Source organism: Rhodoligotrophos appendicifer, from assembly GCF_007474605.1.
Lineage (GTDB): Bacteria > Pseudomonadota > Alphaproteobacteria > Rhizobiales > Im1 > Rhodoligotrophos > Rhodoligotrophos appendicifer.
The window spans coordinates 423,117-442,231 of sequence record NZ_VHKL01000001.1 but is presented as its reverse complement, the minus strand read 5'-3'; the positions used below and the strand labels follow the sequence as shown (position 1 = coordinate 442,231).

Here is a 19,115-nt window from a genome sequence, read left to right as displayed (position 1 = left end):
CGCCTTATTTGCAGGCGTCGAACAACACGCCGGGCTCGAAGGTGTAGGTCACCTCCATGGTCACCGGAGGGAGGGGATCGCTTCCTTTGATCGCCTTGCCGAACAGGCCGATCTGCTCCGCCTGATTGTCACACGCCCGCATCTTCTTGGTGCCCTCGACGGAGTCCGTGTAGGTGCTGTTGCGGAATGCTTCGAGCCAAGCTTCCTTGTCCCAGCCGCCGGTCTCGTCGACGACTTTCAGGAACCAGGACACCCCATCGAAGGCTTCGCCCGCGAACTGTGTGGGAAGCTCGCCATACTTCGCCTTGAAGGCTGCCACGAATTTTTCGTTGGCGGGGCTCTTCTCCGAGAAATGATAGCGGAGGGTAGAATTGACGCCATAGCTCTGCTCGCCCACGGCCTTGCCCATGAGCTCGTCCATCACCATGGTGCCGAAAACTGTTTTCTTATCCTTCAGGCCGATCTGGCCGGACTGCTTAAGAAAGGTGATCGCGTCGCTGCCCGTCATGATCATCGCCACGCCGTCAGCATCGGATTTCGCAACTTTGTCGGCGATCAGCGAATAGTCCTTGTTGCCAAGCGCTGGGTAATCCTCGCCCGCAATCGTCACGCCCTTGGCTTCAAGCTTCTTCTTCAGGCTGTCCCACATTTCGCGACCGACAGCGTAATCAGCCACCACTCCATAGACGCGCTTGACGCCATCCTTCGCGGCGAACTCGGCCATCATCCGGTTCTCCATGTCGACCGGATTGGACGTCCTGAACGTATAGGGGTTCTTGTCCTTTCCGGTGATCTCGTCGCTGGCGGAAATGGTGACCAGCAGCGGGATCTTGCGGCGTTCGGCGAGCTTCATCAATGCGATGGTGGCGCCGGAACTCACCTCGCCGAACAAGAGGTCGACGCCGTCGGATGCAAGTCGCGTGGCCTTCTGAACCGTCACCTGAGGCTTGGTCTCGCTGTCTTCCCACTCAAAGACAATAGGGGCACCCAGAACTTTTCCGCCCCGCATTTCCACGGCCAACTCGGCGCCTTTGCGCATGGCCTCGCCTATCACCCCATAGGGGCCACTGAGCGCCACGACGCCACCGATCTTGAATTCATCTTTTGCCGCTGCTGGACTGCAGAGCGCCGCAATACCGATCGCCGCGCCCAAGGCCGTGCACATGCTGAAACGCATGAAGCTTCCTCCCAATGTTGAGCCCCTTCTGGCGAGGGGTGGCAAACAATAACAAAGGGTCGAAAAATATGTCAATCGATTTGTACTATCTTGTTTTGATCAATATCTGCATCGAGAGAATATGACTTTCTCGGCGTCATCGTCACAGGTATGAGCAGGGGGAGCAGCTGACGAAGGTTTTATGACGATCATTTCTGAACAGAAGAAAAGCCAAGAGGATGTGGAGGAGACCCGCTCCGAGAGCGCGTCGCCATCGCGCGCGGATCTGCAACTCGGCCTCGAGCTGCATTTCTTCGCTCACCTCAATCTCGCCGAGGACGCCAATCGTCAGCTCGCATCATTGGACATGGGGCGGACTCACCATCGGATCCTTTACTTCACGGTGAGAACCCCCGGCATTACGGTAGGGGAAATGACGTCGCTGTTGCGCGTGACACACCAGAATGTGCAGCGCGCCATGGGAGATCTCCTGCGCGAAGGCTACATCGAGCAGCAGATGTCCAATGTCGACCGTCGCCAGCGACGGCTCTTCTCGACGTCCAAAGGGCTCGAGCTGTTCGAACAGCTTTCGCAAAGACAGTTCGAACGCTTGGCGCGGGCATATTCCGAGGCAGGCCCCGCAGCTGTTCAGGGGTTTTGGGCCGTCTTGACGGCCCTGGTGGAGCCCTCCGACCTGCAGTGGATGCGGCGAGGAGAAGAGGCGCGAGAGGCGGCCCTGTGTGAGACCAAGACGGACATCTAGGCCGTCACCGGGCCGTCCCTTGTTAAGCCACCTTTGAAGTCGCCGCCCGGGCGGGAAGACGCCAATTCGGCCGGATAAAATGGCAGGTGTAGCCGTTCGGATAGTTCTCCAGATAGTCCTGGTGCTCCGGTTCGGCTTCCCAGAACGGACCGGCGGCCTCAATCTCGGTGACGACCTTCCCGGGCCAAATGCCGGACGCATCGACATCCGCAATGGTGTCCTCGGCGACGCGCTTCTGTTCGGGGCTGGTGTAGTAGATCGCCGAACGATAGCTCAGTCCGCGGTCGTTGCCCTGCCGGTTGAGGGTCGTAGGATCATGGATCTGAAAGAAGAACTCCAGGAGCTGGCGATAGCTGATCCGCGCCGGGTCGAAGACAATCTCGATGGCTTCGGCATGAGTGCCGTGATTGCGATAGGTGGCATTGGGAACATCGCCGCCGGTGTAGCCGACGCGGGTGGTGATCACCCCGTCATAGCGCCGGATCAGATCCTGCATGCCCCAGAAGCAGCCACCGGCGAGAACCGCGCGTTCCTGTGTCATCGAACATCCTCCACCTGGTTGAGATAGGCTCCATACCCCTCCGCTTCCATCCGGTCGCGAGGGATGAACCGGAGTGAAGCCGAGTTGATGCAATAGCGTAAGCCGCCTCGATCCCGGGGGCCATCATTGAAAACATGGCCGAGATGGCTGTCGCCGAATTTCGAGCGGACTTCGATGCGTACCATGCCGTGGGAACTGTCGCTCAGTTCCTTCACATGCTCATGCTCGATCGGCTTGGTGAAACTCGGCCACCCGCATCCAGACTCGAACTTGTCAGAAGATGCGAAGAGCGGCTCGCCAGAGACGATATCCACATAGATACCGGGTTCCTTATTGTCGAGAAGCGGCCCTGTCCCGGGGCGCTCCGTGCCGCTTTGCTGAGTGACGCGATATTGCTCGGGCGTCAGCGCGGCAATGGCTTCAGGGGTCTTCCGGTATTCCGGCATGAGCCACTCCATTCATTCTTGTTGTCTCGGTTCCAGGATGTGGGGGGTTTCCCTGGATCATGCAAGCATCCGTCGCCAGATACCGAGATTGCAATGATGATGCTCTAAGGCCGCGCTCAACGGGAATAGGATTTACACGCCGCTCGCGAAGAGCGATCAGGCTGTAACATCTTTCACCTCACTTTCGGTGAAAGGACCTTGTTGCGGGGAGAGGAGCAAAGGCCCTCTCCCCCTTTTGTTTCAGACCTCTGAGGATTTGTTCCCCAAGATCGCTTCCAGGCAACGAGCCCAGTAGAGGAACGAAGCATCCTCGTTCACGAAGCCGATCGCCTGGACGCCGATGGGCAGGCCGTGCGGCCCACGCGCCACCGGCAGGGTCAGCGCCGGATTGTGCAGGATCGTCCAAAGCCGGATGAAGGCATTGCTGCCGGTATAGCTGGCATCAGGCGCCTCATTGAGGGTCGCGGGGCTGACGAGCACGTCGACGTCGCGGGCGACATCGTAGAAAGCGCGGCGCGCTTGGTCGGCGCCGCTCAGCGCGCGTGCATAATCGGCGTCGCCATAGGTGTCGCCGAGATCCAGGTACTCGAGGAGTTCAGGATCGCACTTTTCCGGATGATCGCGCCGGATCTCCTTGAAGGAGCGGGCGAGATCATAGGCCATGATGACGTCGTGGTCCTCGACCATGGTTTCGAAGATCTTCGGCATCTCAAGCACAGTGACGTTGACCCCGGCAGAGGACAGGGTTTTGACGGACTCGTCGAACACGTCCCGAACGCTCTGCTCGGCTTCGTTCCAGGCGAGCGGCCGCCAGACTCCGACCTTGAAGTCGCGACGCACGGGGATTTTGGCATCGAACCGCGGGTCGCCAAGGACCTCGCGCATCACCATGGTCGTGTCTTCAACAGAGCGGCTAAGAACGCCGACCGTGTCGAGCGGCCGCGAATAGCGGCGCAGACCGGCATAGGGGAAAGTATCGATGGTGGGCTTGAAACCGACGACGCCGCAAAAGGTCGAGGGGCGCACGATCGACCCCCCGGTCTGAGTTCCCAGGGAAAGAGGTGTCATGAAATCGGCTACGGCAGCCGCGGATCCGGCCGAGGATGCGCCGGGGGTGCGGGACAGGTCATGAGGATTGCGGGCAGGTCCGGGCAGCATGATCGAGTGGCGCGAGACAGTGTTCTTGCCGAGAATAGTGAAGCCAAGTTCGCGCATCATGGTGACGGTGGCGGCATCCTTGGTCGGCTGACGGCCCGGGAAGATCTCGGGGTCACCCAGCTCGGTCGGCATATCCGCGGTATCCATGATGTCCTTGATGCCCAAGGGCACGCCGGCCAAGGGCGAGGGGCGGGGGCCGCGATCCATGGCTCGGGCATGGTCGAGGGCCTTCGGGTTGAAGTGGACCCAGGCCTTGACGTCACCATTGCGTTGCTCGATGCGGTCGAGGCAGGCGCGCGCCCATGCCTCAAAAGTCAGCTCACCGGCCTCTACGGCGCGTAGGCCTTGGGCAGCGGTCATGGCAGCCACCTTTGAGGGGGCCGGGCGCTTCGGGGCCACTTTCGTCTTGGTCTGTTCGTCGAGGCTCATGGTTGGACACTCCTTATTTCGTTTGATTGGCTTGGGCAGCGGCTGCGCGGTTACCCAAATAGAGTTCGGCCATCTTCTCATTCCGCAGCAGCGCCTCGCCGGTGTCGGTCAGGACAATGCGCCCTGAATCGAGGATGTAGCCGCGATCGCTAAAGGCGAGAGCCTGGCGGGCCCGCTGTTCGACCATCAGCACCGCAGCGCCAGTGGCAGGCAGCTTGCGAACCTCTGAAAACACCAGTTCGGTGAGCGAGGGCGACAGGGCCGCGGAGGGCTCGTCCAGCAGGATCAGTCGCGGCATCGACATCAACGCCCGCGCAAAGGCGAGTTGCTGGCGCTCGCCGCCCGAGAGATTGCCGGCCTGCGTTCGGCGCCGCTCGGCAAGAGCCGGAAACATTTCATACATGAGCGCAATGCGGTCCTGCCGGTTCTGCACCTGCTCAACGACCTGCAAGTTTTCCTGGACGGTCAGCGCGCCGAATATGTTGCGGACCTGGGGAACATAGGAGATGCCGGCCCCGACCCGCTTCTCCGTAGCGATCTTGGTGAGATCATTGCCGTCGAAGACAATAGAGCCGGACAGACGCTTGAGCATGCCCATGATCGCCTTGACCAAGGTCGACTTGCCCGCGCCATTTGTGCCAGCGATGGTGACGATTTCGCGGGCCTCGATGCTCATGTCGATGCCGGTGATGATGTCCACGTCGCCGTAGCCGCCGGCAACGTTGCGGATGTCGAGGAGGCTCATATCACGCCTCCCATATAGGCTTCGCGGACCTTGTCGTTGGCCAGAACCTTGGCTGGGCTGCCCTCGGCGATGATGCGGCCTCGGTCCATGGCATAGAGCCGTGGAACCAAGCGGGAAAGGCCCGCCAGATCATGCTCGATGATCAGCAGCGTGATGCCCCGCTGGTTCAGCTCCACGATGCGCTGGGACAGCTCTTCGATCAGGACCGCGTTCACACCAGCAAAGGGCTCGTCCAGGAGGATGCAGCGCGGTTCCAGCATCAGCAGGCGTCCAAGCTCCAAAAGTTTCTTCTGACCGCCCGACAGGCTGCCCGCCGGCGTATCGGCGACCTTGGCCAGGTTGAGGAAGCGGAGCATCTCGCTGGTGCGGTCGCCCAGGTCTCGCTCCTGGCGGGCCACTTTTCCGGCGGCGAAGATCAGCCCGAAAAGCTTTTCCCCAATTTGGTGCGGCGCAGCCGCCATGAGGTTGTCGAAGACGCTGAGGCGAGTGAACTCCCGAGGCACCTGGAAGGTGCGGCCCAATCCGCGTTGGACCCGCTTTTCGATGGAGAGGCTCAGCATATCTTCGTCGGCGAAGCGGACGCTGCCGGCATTCGGGGTGATATAGCCCGTTATCGCGGAGAATAGTGTGCTCTTTCCGGCTCCATTGGTGCCGATGAGACCGGTGAGGGACCCGGGCTCCAGTTCGATCGAGACATCCTCGAAGGCAACGAAAGCCCCGAAGCGCGCCGTGAGATTCCTAACTGAAAGAAGCGACATGTCAGCCTCGCTTCTTTGTCTTGTCGGGGAACAAGCCTTGCGGCCGGTAGATGATGGTGCAGATCAGGGCCATGCCGATGATCCAGAAGCGGACACTGGCGAGCTGGACTTCGGACACACCGCCCACGAAATCGCGCAAGAATCGGGAGCCCTCGAGGAAGGTGAGCAGGATGATCGTGCCCACGATTATTCCGCTGATACGGCCCGCACCACCGAGTATGATGGCGATCCACACATAGAAGGTGATCAGAGGAACGAACTGCTCGGGGCTGATGAAAGTCACGTAATGTGCCTGGAAGGCGCCCGCTAGACCGCCAAGTGCGGAGCCAAGCATTAAGGACCGGGTTTTGAAGCTTGCGGGGTTCTTGCCCAGCGCGCTGACCGCGACCTCATTGTCGCGGATCGAGGCGATGACGCGTCCGAACGGGCTGGTGATCAGGTGGCGCATGAGGACGAAGACGCCGATATTGACGATCAGAAGCAGGCCGAGCAAGGTCAAGTCACCGGAAACCGGGCCGGCCCAATTGTCGAAGACCCGTGGAATGCCAGGGATTCCATGCACGCCTCGCGTGAGCCACTCCTCCTTCTGGAGGACCATGCGCAAGGATTCCGAGAAGCCCAGGGTGATGATCGCCAGATAGTCACCGCTGAGGCGAAGGGTGATGATTCCTAGAGGATAGGCTACGACCGCCGCCAGAAGCGTTGCCGCCAAGAAGGTGAGGGGGAGGGGAACCCCCTGCATCGAGAGGATCGCGGAGGTATAGGCTCCGATGGCGAAGAAGCCGACATAACCAAAATTGATCAGTCCCGTGAAGCCGTATTGCAGCGCAAGTCCGCTGGCCATCAGCATGTAGATGAGGACAGTGATCGAGATGGCGATGAGATAAAATTCCATGGGATCACCTCACCGCGATGATCTTGCCGAACATTCCCTGCGGCCGGACCAGAAGCACGCAGAGAATGACGAAGAACGCGAGAACGATCTTATAGGCCGTGCCCACATAGAGAGAGGCAACCTCCTGTGAGATGCCGAACAGGAGCATTCCGCACACTGCCCCGATCGGGCTGCCGAGACCGCCGAGGATGACGGAAGCGAAGATCGTCAGCAGCAGCTCCCAGCCCAATTCGGGCATGACAACGGCCTTGATCCCGAGAAGGACGCCGCCGAGGCCGCTGAACAGGCCGACGATCGACCACAGAGTGAGCATTACGCGCCGGATGCTGATGCCGCTGGCACTTGCAAGCTCCGGGTTGTCGGCAACAGCACGCATGCGCCGACCGAGAGAGGTGAAGTGAAGCAGGCCGAACACCGCCGCCAAGGCCACGGCAGCAGTGGCGGCGATGTAGAGATCCGTAGGCAGGACCCGGATGCCGCTGAAATTCCAGGCTCGCACCAGGGGAGCCTGGATGTTGTAAGGCGACTGGCCAGCAAAGAACGTTATGGAGCTGCGGACAACGAAGGCAATACCGATCGAGGCGATCAGACTTGCCACGGGCGAGCGGTTGGCCAGCGACCGGAAGACCCAGCCGTAGAAGAACAGAGCCAGCAGGCCAGTCGCCAGCGAGGCAAGAAGTGCGGTCACGACCAGCGAGGTCGAGACGAACATCTGAGTCATTACGGCTGCATAAGCGCCGAAGGTCATGTAATCGCCAGTGGCGGCGTTGGGAAAGCGGGCGATGCCGAAGACGAGCGTGACTGCCAGCGCCGGAAGCGCCAGCAGCAGCCCAACAACCGCACCGTTTATGACGGCATTGACGATCGTGACCCAGTCCATCTTCTCGTCCGATCAAGCTATGATGGCAGGGTCATTACTTCCTTGAGGGCCAGCTTGTTGTCGTCGAAGCCATAGACGCCGAAGGCTGGCGTCGTATTGCCGAACTCGCCGAATTCAAGGGAAGATGAAGCCCCTTCGTAATCTATTTCCTCGCCCTTTTTGAGCAGGTCCCGGCCTTCGATGAAGGTGCTTACCTTGGTTCCGGGGGCGTTGGTCACGGAGCGGATCTTGGAAGCGATCTCCTTCGGCGTCGCTGTCGGACCCGCCAGTTCAATGGCGAGCGCCAGGACAATCACCATGTCGTAAGCGCAGGCTGCGAACATCTCGGGCTCGGTGCCCGTCACCTTCTTGAAGGCGTCAACGAACTTTGCGTAGGCGTCGTTGTTGCTGGCCGGCACGTTCGATATCGTCGTGATCTGAGAGGAGATCTCAGGACCGAGAATGTCGGCGACTTTCTGTGTCACCGCCCAGCCGGGGGTGATGAACTTGTTCTCGGCACCAGACTGGTACCATTCCTTCAAGAGGATCGTGACGTCGGGGGTATAGGAGCTTAGGACGACGATGTCTGGCTTTGTCGCCAAGGCACGGTCGAGCTCGGTGCGGTAGCTGGTCTGATTGGGCTCGTAGACGATGAACTCGCCAACCTTGCCGCCGCCTTCTTCCCAAGTCTTGCGGAAATATTCCGCCTGAGCGACCATTGTCGAGTTGTTATAGGCCAGCACTGCCGGGTTCTTGAAGCCGCGCGCCTTTGCCACTTCAGCGAAGACACGGCCGATCATCTTGTTGGATGCATAGAACTGCCAAACAAGATCCTCCTTGTCGACCATCTCGATTTCGGGGGCACCGCACGTGTTGAAGGACGTGATGCCAGCGGCGTTGGTAATCGGAAGGGTGGCGAGTTGAACCGATGAGGGCCAGATGCCGACGACGGCCTCGACCCTGTTGATCTCAACGAGCTTCTTAACCGCGAGCACAGCGGCGTCAGGCTTGGTCTGATCATCCTCCGCGAACAATTCGAACTTGCGGCCCGCGGCTCCTCCGGCATCGTTCACCTGGGTCATGGCGATCTTGATCGCCTCCAGCATGCCCGGCCCATAGGCTCCGCCCGCGCCAGTAATGGAGTTCAGGGCGCCGAGCCTGAAGGGCTGCGCTCCTTGAGCGAAAGCGGCCCCAGAGCCGGCCAGAGCTGCGGCAAGCCCTGCCGCGAGCTGACCGAATTGACGTCTGTTTGCAACGAGTGACCTCACCATCTTGTTCTCCTGCAACGCTGCGATTGATCAATGCATTTATTCAACGCTCTTAGAACTTGCGGTAAACTTCGCGGTCGAGATCCAGTGCAGACTCCACGGCCTCGATGTCGGCCGTCATGAAAGCTGGGAATATTCCTTCCCGACCACTTGTTGAATCTTGGTGTCGTCCATTCCGCGGCACCCCTGCCGCCACCCCCAGACTCAATAAGAATTATATAATTATGAATTGTCAATCTGCTTTAGTGGGCTCGACGTGTGCCGTGTGCCACATCCTCGACGGGCGAAGCACGAGCGCCGACGGCGTTTTCAGCCAAAAAGTCACCTTCAACAGCTCAAAAAAATCATAGAATTCATTATACTTGTCAGACAACAAAAATGTCTGCTAGCTTTCGAGGCGATGAAGTTGGCCGCCATGCACGGGCGCGGAACGGCTGATAAGGGGTGGCTGGTGTCGACGATCGGATTGGTGCGTGAGCTGGAGACGCTCGTCGGGGACGATCATGTGATCGCTTCGCCAAGTGCGGGCTCTTCGTACCTTTCGGATTTTCGTGGTCTCTTCGCAGGGCGCGCCGCCGCGGTAGTCAAACCTGCTACGGTCGAGCAGGTCGCAGACGTGGTCCGGCTGTGCCAGAGCCGGGGCCATGCCATCATTCCTCATGGTGGCAATACCGGTCTGTGCGGCGGGACGGCGCCGTCGTCGGCCGGGGGCGACGTCATCCTCTGCCTGGAGCGAATGACCCGAGTCCGGGCCCAGGACGTTGTCAATAATACAATCACCGTCGAGGCAGGCTGCATCCTTCATTCGCTGCAAGAACACGTTAGCGGGCTTGATCGATATTTCCCCCTTAGCCTGGGGGCGGAAGGTTCCTGCCAGATTGGTGGCAACATCGCCACCAATGCCGGCGGTCATTCCGTATTGCGCTACGGCAATATGCGAGACCTCGTGCTGGGCCTCGAAGCCGTCTTGCCGGATGGCTCGATTTTCAACGACCTTCGTGGCCTTCGCAAGAACAATACCGGTTACGACCTGAAGCAGCTTTTCATCGGTTCGGAAGGGACGCTGGGAATCGTGACGGCGGCGACCCTGAAGCTCTTTCCGGCGCGTCGCCAGATTGAGACAGCCTTCGTCGCGCTGCGCAGCCTCGATGACCTGATGGAGGTCTACCAGCGTGCCCAGAAGCATGCGGATGAATTTCTCTCAGCCTTCGAAATGGTGCCGCGCATCGGGCTTCAGATGGCCATCGATCATGTGCCGGAGGTGCAGGATCCGCTGGACGAGGCCTATCCCTTCTATGCCCTCATCGAACTCTCCTCCAGTCAGATCGCCTGGCCGCTCCGGCCGGTGCTCGACGGCTTTCTAGAGGCCCTGCTCGTCTCGGGTGCCATCCGCGACGGGATCATCAGCTCGAGTCTGCGCGAGGCGCAGAGCTTCTGGCGGATCCGAGAAGCGTGCGTCGAGGCGCAACGCCTGGCCGGTCCCAGCTTCAAGCATGACGTGTCGATGCCGATTGACAGAATTCCGGCCTTCATCCGGGATGCGACGTGGGCGATCGAGCGTCGGTTCCCCGCCGTGCAGGTGGTCGCCTTCGGCCATATCGGCGATGGCAACATCCACTTCAATGTCTGTTGCGGCAGGGAGCAGGAGGAGACCTTCCTCACCCTCGCCGGACCCGTCGAGGACATCGTCTATGAGGCAGTCGCCTCAGTCGGAGGAAGTTTCAGTGCCGAGCACGGAATCGGCCTGCTGAAGCGCGACGCGCTGCTGCGTTATACATCGCCCGACGCGCTCCGGATGATGGTCGATATCAAGGGACTGATCGATCCGAATAACATCCTGAATCCCGGCAAGGTTCTGTCCCCCGCCACTGTCAACATGGCGCGCGATAGAAAGGTCTTCGCATGATCGAGGGCCTGAGGGTGAAACGGCTTCTTGCCGACCAGATCGCAGAAGTCTTGAGGCGCGAGATCGTCGAGGGCGTCCGCAGCCCGGGAAGCCGGCTGCCAACCGAGCAGCAACTCGCGGAGATGTTCGATGTGGGTCGGGCCGCTATCCGTGAAGCGATTTCGCGGCTCAAGCAGGACGGGCTGGTGCAAAGCCGCCAGGGCCTTGGCGCCTTCGTCACCGAGACCGGCATCAGCACGGCGTTTCGAATCGAGCCGGCGCGACTCGACCGTCGCGAGCTGGCCCTGATGTTCGAGTTCCGCAGGCCGCTTGAGGTGGATGCGGCGGGACTTGCCGCGGCGCACCGGACCAAAGCGCAGATCGGGCGGCTCAGAGAGGCCAAGGAGCAAATGGCGCAGGCCATCGAGATGGGTGAAGACGGGACGACGGCGGATGCCTTCTTTCACCGTTGCATCGCCGAGGCTTCTGGCAATCATTATTTCATTGAATTCATGAGCTTTCTGGAGAGCAGCGTGCGTGGTGCGATCATGACTGCACGTCAGAACACGGCGCAGTTCCCTGGGCTCGGAAGGATGGTCGAGGCGGAGCACGAGACGGTCTATCGCAGTGTAGAGGCGGGCGATGTTGACGGCGCGCGCGCGGCCATGCTGACGCATCTCACCAACGCGGCCTCGCGTCTGAGACTCACCCGGCCGGCTGGCCCATCCGCCAAGAGGCGCAAGACATGATTCCAACCCTTCTCAAGTTGCCCAATGCACGGAAGGTCGTACAGCTTCTCGGCGGCTGCGAGCCCGAGACTGAGTTACTGATCCTCTACGACGCGATGACGGCGGGCAATGTTGAAGCCCTCATGATCGCCGCCACAGAAGTCGGGGCGAGCCCGGTGACCATGCAGATGATGCCATCGACCTTTCATGGGACGGAGCTGCCCAAGTCGGTTGCCGCTGCCATGGCCGCCAGCCAACTCGTCATTGGGGCGACGGTTCGTAATATCGCCCATACGGATGCGCGCCGCGGTGCCCAGGCCAAGGGTGCGAAGGTGATCGTGTTGCCGGAGTCCGACGACGAGCGGTTCTTCCTCGCGAAAGGCTGGAGCGTCGATTTTGAGACGGTGAGACAGCAGATCGACACGCTTGCGCAAGCGCTGACCGAGGCCTCCACCGCCCGGGTGACCTCCGATCTCGGCACCGACGTCACCATGAGCATTGCCGGCCGGACAGGGCGGTCTCTCAACGGCTTTGCCAATAGCGTGGACATCTCGGCCGGCTATTGCCTGGAGGCCAGCCTTGCACCCGTCGAAGGCACCGCCAATGGACGGATCGTAGTCAATGCAAGCATTCCCGGCGTAGCACTGATCAAGGATGCGCCGGTCGAAATCGAATTTCGCGATGGTTTCGCCGTGTCGATCCGTGGGGGTGCCGAGGCCCGGCAGTTCCGGGAGCTGCTCGAAGGGTTCAACGACCCCAATGTCTACAATCTCGGAGAGCTCGGCATCGGCATGAATCCGATGTGCACGCTCGACGGCACCATGCTGAGCGACGAGAGCGTGTGGGGTGGGTTCCAGCTAGCGCTCGGGACCAGCGCCTATATCGGCGGGACTTGCAAGGCTGCCGCCCACTACGACACCGTGCTTACCAACGCTGCCTTGGAACTGGATGGCCGGCTGGTCTTCGCCGGCAACAGGCTGCTGATCTAATTCGGAATTTTCACCGAAAGTGGCCGTAGCGATGCGGCCCCGCTCACGACGGAGCATTACGCAGATGAGTTGGATAGGAATTGATGTCGGCGGCACCTTCACGGATGCGGTCGCCTATGACGCGGCCCGAGGGGAGTTGCGCTCCGAGAAGGCCCCGACGACGCCGCACGCGCCGCAGCAAGGTGTCTTGGATGCGCTCGCGCGGCTCGGGATCGATCTCAATCAAGCGGAGCGCCTGATCCACGGGCTGACGCTCGCCACCAATACAGTGCTGGAGCGCAAGGGTGCCGATGTCTGGGTGATCACCAATCGCGGTTTCCGCGACACGCTCGAGATCGCCCGCACCAACCGTCCCGTGCTGTATAACATCAAGACCTTAAAAGCCGCACCGCTGGTGCCGCGTAGCCGGATCCTGGAGATCGGGGAGCGCACCCTTCGCGACGGCTCCATCCTTCATGATGTGCCCGCGGACGAGCTGGACACGATCATCTCTACGCTTCGACGCGCGGAAGCAAAAGCGGTTGCGGTGTGCCTGCTCCATTCCTACGCGAACCCGGCGAGCGAGCGCCAGATCGCCCGGAGGCTGGAGGCCGCGATGCCCGACTGCTTCGTCACGACGTCCGCCGATGTTCTGCCGGAGTTTCGTGAATATGAGCGCTTCTCGACCGCAGTCCTGAACGCCTATACCGGCCCGCGCGTCAGCCGTTACCTGTCGTCTCTCGACGGCGCTCTAAGCGAGCGTGGCTACGGCAAGCCAGTGTTCATCATGACGTCGAATGGCGGGGTCTTCACCGGCGAGCGCGCCGGACGGTTTCCCGTCAATACGATCCTCTCCGGTCCCGCGGGAGGTGTCGCCGCCTCCGCTTCGCTGGGCGAGGCGATCGGAGTGCGCAATCTCATCACCTACGACATGGGAGGGACCAGCACCGATGTCTGCCTTCTGGACGACCTGCAGGTGCCGTTGACCAACGAGCAGTTCATCTCGGATTTCCCCAACCGGACCCCACAGATCGAGATTAACACCGTGGGTGCCGGCGGGGGGTCGATCGCTTGGCTCGACAGCGGCCCGATCCTGAAGGTCGGCCCGCAAAGCGCCGGCGCTCAGCCGGGACCGGCCTGCTATGATCGTGGCGGTGCCGAACCTACGGTGACCGACGCCAACATCGTCATGGCCCGCATCGACCCACAAGGAAAACTCGCCGGTACGGTGCAGATGCGCCCGGATCTCGCGGAGGCCGCCATAGACAGCGTCGTCGCCAAAATGGCCGGCGTGACGCGGCTCACCCTTGCCGAAGGCATCGTGCGCATCGCTGTTGCGCGCATGGTCAGCGCGATCAAGGAAATTTCCATCGGCATGGGCTACGACCCGCGCGACTTCGCTCTCCTTGCTTATGGCGGTGCGGGCCCGCTTCATGCAGCGGCGATCGCCGAGGAGCTGGAGATCCCGAAGGTGGTCATCCCACCAAACCCCGGGAATTTCTCCGCCTATGGGGCGATCTTGTCAGACGTCCGGCACGACTATGTGCGCACTCATCCGATGGCCGTGGCAGCCGAGAACGTGGCCGAGATGGAAACGATCTTCCGGGACATGGAGGCCGACGGGAAGGCCGGTCTCGCCAAGGAGGCGGTCACGACCGGTTCCGTCGAGATGCGCCGATCCTGCGGCATCCGCTATGTGGGGCAGTCTTGGGAACTGGCGGTCGACCTGCCGACAGGCCCCATCGATCTCGACGCCTATAGCCAGGCGTTTCATCAGGCGCATAACCAGCGCTACGGCCATTCCGCGGAGGGAGATCCGCTGGAAATCGTGAATTTTCGCCTCGCTGTCATCGGCGTCATGTCGAAACCCTCGCTGCCGGAGTGGACCGTCGAGGGGAGCCTGGACAAGGCGCTGATCGTCACGCGCGACGTCCTGTTCGACGGCGCCTTCTCGCCAACGCCCGTCTATGATCGGATGAAGCTTCCCAAGGATGCCGCCATTCCGGGTCCCGCCATCGTGGAGGAATCCGGTTCCGTCACCATCGTGCCCCCCGGCTGGCGTTGCACGCTCGAGCGCTTTGGCGTTCTCATCCTGACCAAGGGACACTGAGCCATGGACCAGAACATCATGCACAAGGTCGATCCCATCACCCTGGAAGTGGTCACGGAAGGCCTCATCGCCATCGTACGAGAGATGCGCGCCAATGTGGTGCGCACCTCGTACTCGGCCGCCGTCTATGAATTGGACGATTTCTCCTGCGCGCTGTTCAGCACCGATGCGGAGTTGGTGGCGCAGTACAACGACCTCCCCAGCCATATCATCCCCATGCCGTGGGGCGTGCGCTGCGTTATGGAGGATCTCGGCGACGACCTCGCGCCGGGCGATGTGATCCTGTTCAACGACAGCTATCGGGGCGGCACCCATCTCAACGACGTGACGGTCCTGATCCCGATGTTCGTAGATGGCGAGTTGTTCATGTTTCCCGGCGTGCGGACCCATTGGGCCGATGTCGGCGGCATGGTGCCCGGGAGTTACTCAGGTGCGGCCAAGAGCATCTTCCAAGAGGGCGTCCGCATCCCGCCGCTAAAGCTCTACGACCGGGGCAAGCTGAACAAGGGCGTGCAGGATCTGGTCCTCTGCAACATGCGCATTCCGCAAGAGCGGCTGGGCGATTTGAACTCCCAGATCGGTGCGTGCCGCATCGCCGAAAACCGCATCAAGAAGATGATCGAAAAATACGGGAAAGAGACGGTGCTCACCTGCATCGATCTCAACCTCGACAGAGCGGAGCGGCGCATGCGCGAGCAAATCGCGCAGCTGCCCGACGGCGATTATGTCTATGAAGATTATCTCGAATACTTCGATGACGGCGTCTTCGATCCCGTGCTGATGAAGCTGAAACTGTCCATCCGAGGCGACGAGATCGTCGCCGATTTTGCCGGCTCCAACCCGCAGGTTCCGGGGCCGGTGAACTCCTCGCTTGCGGTCGCAGGTGCGGGCGTGTTCGTGGCGCTGAAGTCGACGCTTGATCCCGGTGGCGCGGTCAATGGCGGCTCATTCCGGCCTATTCGATTCACAGCACCGGAGGCTTCCATCGTGGATGTGAAGCCGGATGCTCCTGCGGGGGCCCATGCGGAGGTGCGCAAGCGCTCTCTGTCGGTCATGCTCGGCGCTTTGTCCCAGGTGGCGTTCGATCGTGTTTCAGGTGATCTCTGCGGGACCTCGTTTCCCAACAATATGGGTGGGTATCACAGCGCTCACAGGCGCAATTACGTCTCTATCGAGGTGCCGGCCGGCGGCAATGGTGGCTTCCTGGAGCATGACGGTTCCAGCGCCTTCGTTAATGTGGACCATGGCAATGTGCGCTCCATCGAAACGGCGGAAAACCTCGAGGCGACCATTCCGTTCCTGGTTGAACGCTGCGAACTGCGCACGGATTCGGGCGGCGAGGGCATGAGCCGCGGGGGTCTCGGCATGCATCGCGAACTTCGACTGCTCGACGAAGAAGCCGAATATTCGGTCCTCAGCGACAGGGCGGTGATCCCGCCCTACGGGATGGCACGGGCGCATGCCTCACACCAGGTTCGGGCGACCATCATGCGCGAGGGCGAGGAACGGCCGCTGGCGACGCCGGGAAAGACCACCGGCTTGAAGCTGCTCCAGGGTGACACAGTCATCATGCAGTCTGCCGGCGGCGGCGGCTATGGCGACCCCCTGACTCGCGATCCGGAAAAGGTGCGCATCGACGTCGCGGGCGGCTACGTGTCCATGCAACGGGCATCGGAGCGTTATGGTGTTATCTTCAGCGCGGATGGCGAGGTGGATTCTGAAGCCACCACCGTGCGCCGGCGGGAGATTGCTGGCCAGCGCATCAGGATCACGGTCCGCAGCGACGAAAGCGATCCGTATGAAGGTCGTAAGGGTCGCCACCGGACTTTGGCATTGTCTGCGACCCAGAGCGCTTTGTTAGGTGCGCCTGGGGGGACGCTCGTCGAACTGCATGGCCGCAATCCCGCGCCGCTGCGCGCCTGGGTGAAGTTGGTCGGCGAGACGGGGCACGACATCGGCCTCGACGACTTCGGCCTCCGTGTCCTGGGTGTCGCCCCAGGCGACGAGGTGGAGCTGAGGATACTCTCAATGCCGCATATTCCCGGCGGGCTGTCGGTGGCCAAACCGCAATGAGTCCCTCAAGCGGCCGCAGCCTGTGGCTCGACGAGGCCTTGGCGGAGGAGAACGATCCTCCCCAGATTCTGCGGGAAAACATCAAGACTGACATCTGCATCGTCGGTGGTGGATTCACCGGTCTGTGGGCTGCGCTGGGGATCAAGGCGATGGACCCGTCAGCGGATGTTGTCCTGGTCGAGGCCGACATCTGTGGCGGCGGTGCCAGCGGCCGCAATGGCGGCTTTATGCTGACCTGGGCCGCGAAGTTCCTGACCCTTGCCAAGCTTTACGGGGGACAGGATGCCCGCCGGATCGTCGAAATGGGCGAAGCCTCCATCGGAGAGATCGGGCGCTTCTGCGAGACGCACGGGATCGATGCGCATTTCCGCCGTGACGGATGGTTGTGGACTGCCAGCAACGAGGTGCAGATCGGCTCCTGGCGCTCGACGACGGAGGCGTTGGAGAAATACGGCCTCGGTCTTTTTCAGGAGCTTTCTCTGGACGAGGTCCAGCATCGCAGCGGCTCGCGTCGACATATCGGCGGCGTATTCGGGGCCAATTCCGCCACCGTGCAGCCCGCCCGCCTAGCGCGGGGACTGCGCCGGGTGGCGATCGAGAACGGCGTGCGCATCTTCGAGTGTTCGCCGATGACGGCGCTGGTGCGGGGTCGGACGCCACGGGTCATTACGCGCGATGGATCGGTAGATGCACAGCGCGTTGGCTTGGCCATGAACGCTTGGAGCGGTCTGATCCCTGAACTCGCACGTCTGATGGTGGTGGTGGGCAGCGACCTCGTCGCGACCCAGCCTTGTCCCGAACTGCTGGAATCACTCAATCTCCGCTCGGGGATCGCGATCTCGGATTCCCGCCTCTTCACCAACTATTACCGGCGAACGCTGGATGGACGGATGGTGTTCGGCAAGGGCGGCGGCTCTTTCGCCTTCGGGGCGAAGTTCGGGTCGCTGTTCGAGGGCGCGTCGCCGTTCCGCAATCAGGTGCGCGGCACGATGGAGTGGTTCTATCCGCAGCTCAAGGGTGTATCCGATGCCAAGAGCTGGGGCGGCCCGATTGATCGCACCATGACGGGGCTGCCGCTTTTCGGCCATCTGAATGGAGCGGAGAACATTGTCTACGCCTTCGGCTATTCCGGAAACGGGGTCGGCCCCACCCATCTCGGCGGGCGCATACTCGCCTCGCTGAGCCTTGGAGTGGATGACGATTATGCGCGCCTACCGATGGTCGGCCAGATACCTGAGCGGTTTCCGCCTGAGCCGTTCCGTTATGTCGGCGCGCGCGTTATACGCGCCGCCCTGGCCCGCAAGGAAGCGGCAGAAGATGTAGGGCGAACGCCTGCCAAACTGGATGTGGCGCTGGCCGCAATGATGCCGGGGGGACTCGTTCCGGTGAAAGAGAAGGCATCACCGGGAAAACAAGTCGGGTGAACGCTCGGTGAGGATTTCAGAGGGCCTGGTCGAGGGAGGTCTGCTCTTCGCTCTCCGCCAGAAGCACCGCTTCGACCATCGGCCAGATGCCGGCAACATGGGCGGTCACCAAGCTGCGCGCTCGTTCGGCGTCGCGGTCCACAAGGGCGGCGAGGATCTCTTCATGCTCCTGAACGGAGCTGCGCCACTGCTTGGGGGTCGGCGTTCCGAGGTAACGGACGCGCCGCAGCCGTCCGGTATAGGCCCGGTGCGTATCCGCGAGATAATCGTTGCGGCTGCAATCAATGATCTTCGCGTGAATCCGCTGGTTAAGATTGAAATATTCCAGCTTGTTCTTCTTCCTGAAGGCAGAGACCATATCCTCGTGCAGCCTGCGCAGGACCAGTAGATCTTCATCCGTCAGACGCTGGCAAGCGAGATAAGCGGAGAAGCCTTCCAGCTCCGCCAGGACCTCGATCAGGGCTTCGGCATCCTGGGGCGCGAGCCGGGCGACATAGCTGCCACGGTTCGGGAAGATTGTGACCAAGCCCTCGAAGGCCAAGACCTTCAGGGCCTCGCGAATCGGGGTGCGCGAGACGCCCAGGGACTGGACCAGTGTCGCCTCGTCGATAAAGGAGCCAGGAGGCATTTTGCCTTCCACGATGCGGTCGCGCAGCAGGTCGGCAATGTCGTCATGAAGGGAGCGGCGCGAGAGCTGTGCGGCTGGGGGGCTACTCGGAACGCCGCCGGGCCAAGGACGCCGGCGTGCCTTTCGTCCCACAGGCTGGTCCTGATCAACTGCGCTGGTTCGCGTTGGCATGGGGGTTCAACGAGCCTCGTTCGCGGTCATATACAGGCACGGCCTGTCTTTAGGCCATACCTCTTTCCGGCTGAAATGTCCGCAATTTTCAACCTGGACCATTCTTACAG

At 61.4% G+C, this 19,115-nt stretch carries 17 protein-coding genes; 7 read left to right on the top strand and 10 right to left on the bottom strand.

The annotated features are described in order from the left end of the window. Positions 1-4: 4 nt before the first annotated feature. The gene (locus FKM97_RS02055) at positions 5-1,177 is read right to left on the bottom strand and encodes an ABC transporter substrate-binding protein (RefSeq protein ID WP_143957465.1); all 1,173 of its coding nucleotides are present in this window, start codon (positions 1,175-1,177) and stop codon (positions 5-7) included. A 181-nt stretch (positions 1,178-1,358) separates the two neighbouring features. Here FKM97_RS02055 and FKM97_RS02050 point away from each other — a divergent pair, with 181 nt between their 5' ends. After that, positions 1,359-1,919, top strand: a complete 561-nt coding sequence (locus FKM97_RS02050; protein ID WP_143957464.1) for a MarR family winged helix-turn-helix transcriptional regulator — start codon at positions 1,359-1,361, stop codon at positions 1,917-1,919. A gap of 22 nt (positions 1,920-1,941) precedes the next feature. Here the strand turns inward: FKM97_RS02050 and msrA are convergent, their stop codons facing one another. The 8 genes from msrA to FKM97_RS02010 form a co-directional block, all read right to left on the bottom strand. Then, the gene (gene msrA, locus FKM97_RS02045) at positions 1,942-2,460 is read right to left on the bottom strand and encodes a peptide-methionine (S)-S-oxide reductase MsrA (RefSeq protein ID WP_143957463.1); all 519 of its coding nucleotides are present in this window, start codon (positions 2,458-2,460) and stop codon (positions 1,942-1,944) included. Beyond that, positions 2,457-2,906, bottom strand: coding sequence for a peptide-methionine (R)-S-oxide reductase MsrB (msrB, locus tag FKM97_RS02040; protein WP_143957462.1), 450 nt, complete (start codon positions 2,904-2,906; stop codon positions 2,457-2,459). The genes msrA and msrB overlap by 4 nt, the downstream gene beginning before the upstream one ends. Before the next feature lie 240 nt (positions 2,907-3,146). Continuing rightward, the gene (locus FKM97_RS02035; RefSeq protein ID WP_143957461.1) at positions 3,147-4,493 is read right to left on the bottom strand and encodes an amidase; all 1,347 of its coding nucleotides are present in this window, start codon (positions 4,491-4,493) and stop codon (positions 3,147-3,149) included. A gap of 13 nt (positions 4,494-4,506) precedes the next feature. Further along, entirely contained in the window at positions 4,507-5,238 is a 732-nt protein-coding gene (locus tag FKM97_RS02030) for an ABC transporter ATP-binding protein (RefSeq protein WP_143957460.1), read from the bottom strand. Beyond that, a complete protein-coding gene (locus FKM97_RS02025; RefSeq protein WP_143957459.1) occupies positions 5,235-5,996 on the bottom strand; it encodes an ABC transporter ATP-binding protein in 762 nt (253 codons plus the stop codon). Before FKM97_RS02025 ends, FKM97_RS02030 begins: the two co-directional genes overlap by 4 nt. A gap of 1 nt (position 5,997) precedes the next feature. Next, positions 5,998-6,891, bottom strand: a complete 894-nt coding sequence (locus FKM97_RS02020) for a branched-chain amino acid ABC transporter permease (RefSeq protein ID WP_143957458.1) — start codon at positions 6,889-6,891, stop codon at positions 5,998-6,000. Positions 6,892-6,895: 4 nt separating this feature from the next. Next, positions 6,896-7,771 carry a branched-chain amino acid ABC transporter permease gene (locus FKM97_RS02015; RefSeq protein WP_143957457.1) on the bottom strand — a complete coding sequence of 292 codons (876 nt, stop codon included), beginning with the start codon at positions 7,769-7,771 and terminating at the stop codon, positions 6,896-6,898. A gap of 17 nt (positions 7,772-7,788) precedes the next feature. Further along, positions 7,789-9,021: an ABC transporter substrate-binding protein gene (locus FKM97_RS02010; RefSeq protein ID WP_143957456.1), complete on the bottom strand. Its 1,233-nt coding sequence runs from the start codon at positions 9,019-9,021 to the stop codon at positions 7,789-7,791. A 448-nt stretch (positions 9,022-9,469) separates the two neighbouring features. Between FKM97_RS02010 and FKM97_RS02005 the strand changes: the two genes are divergently transcribed. The 6 genes from FKM97_RS02005 (at position 9,470) to FKM97_RS01980 (ending at position 18,206) form a co-directional block, all read left to right on the top strand. After that, the gene (locus FKM97_RS02005; RefSeq protein ID WP_205014656.1) at positions 9,470-10,924 is read left to right on the top strand and encodes an FAD-binding oxidoreductase; all 1,455 of its coding nucleotides are present in this window, start codon (positions 9,470-9,472) and stop codon (positions 10,922-10,924) included. Beyond that, positions 10,921-11,652 (top strand): FadR/GntR family transcriptional regulator, encoded by a 732-nt coding sequence (locus FKM97_RS02000; RefSeq protein WP_143957454.1) that lies wholly within the window; start codon positions 10,921-10,923, stop codon positions 11,650-11,652. Before FKM97_RS02005 ends, FKM97_RS02000 begins: the two co-directional genes overlap by 4 nt. Further along, positions 11,649-12,620 (top strand): aminopeptidase, encoded by a 972-nt coding sequence (locus FKM97_RS01995; RefSeq protein WP_205014655.1) that lies wholly within the window; start codon positions 11,649-11,651, stop codon positions 12,618-12,620. Before FKM97_RS02000 ends, FKM97_RS01995 begins: the two co-directional genes overlap by 4 nt. A 64-nt stretch (positions 12,621-12,684) precedes the next feature. Continuing rightward, positions 12,685-14,709 carry a hydantoinase/oxoprolinase family protein gene (locus FKM97_RS01990; protein WP_170240698.1) on the top strand — a complete coding sequence of 675 codons (2,025 nt, stop codon included), beginning with the start codon at positions 12,685-12,687 and terminating at the stop codon, positions 14,707-14,709. Positions 14,710-14,712: 3 nt separating this feature from the next. Continuing rightward, positions 14,713-16,782: a hydantoinase B/oxoprolinase family protein gene (locus tag FKM97_RS01985; RefSeq protein WP_143957452.1), complete on the top strand. Its 2,070-nt coding sequence runs from the start codon at positions 14,713-14,715 to the stop codon at positions 16,780-16,782. Continuing rightward, complete coding sequence (locus FKM97_RS01980) at positions 16,779-18,206, top strand: FAD-dependent oxidoreductase (RefSeq protein ID WP_143957451.1); 1,428 nt, start codon at positions 16,779-16,781, stop codon at positions 18,204-18,206. Before FKM97_RS01985 ends, FKM97_RS01980 begins: the two co-directional genes overlap by 4 nt. A 16-nt stretch (positions 18,207-18,222) precedes the next feature. On the opposite strand, the gene FKM97_RS01975 is transcribed toward FKM97_RS01980, so the two are convergent. After that, positions 18,223-19,005 carry a GntR family transcriptional regulator gene (locus tag FKM97_RS01975; protein WP_143957450.1) on the bottom strand — a complete coding sequence of 261 codons (783 nt, stop codon included), beginning with the start codon at positions 19,003-19,005 and terminating at the stop codon, positions 18,223-18,225. Positions 19,006-19,115: the final 110 nt, after the last annotated feature.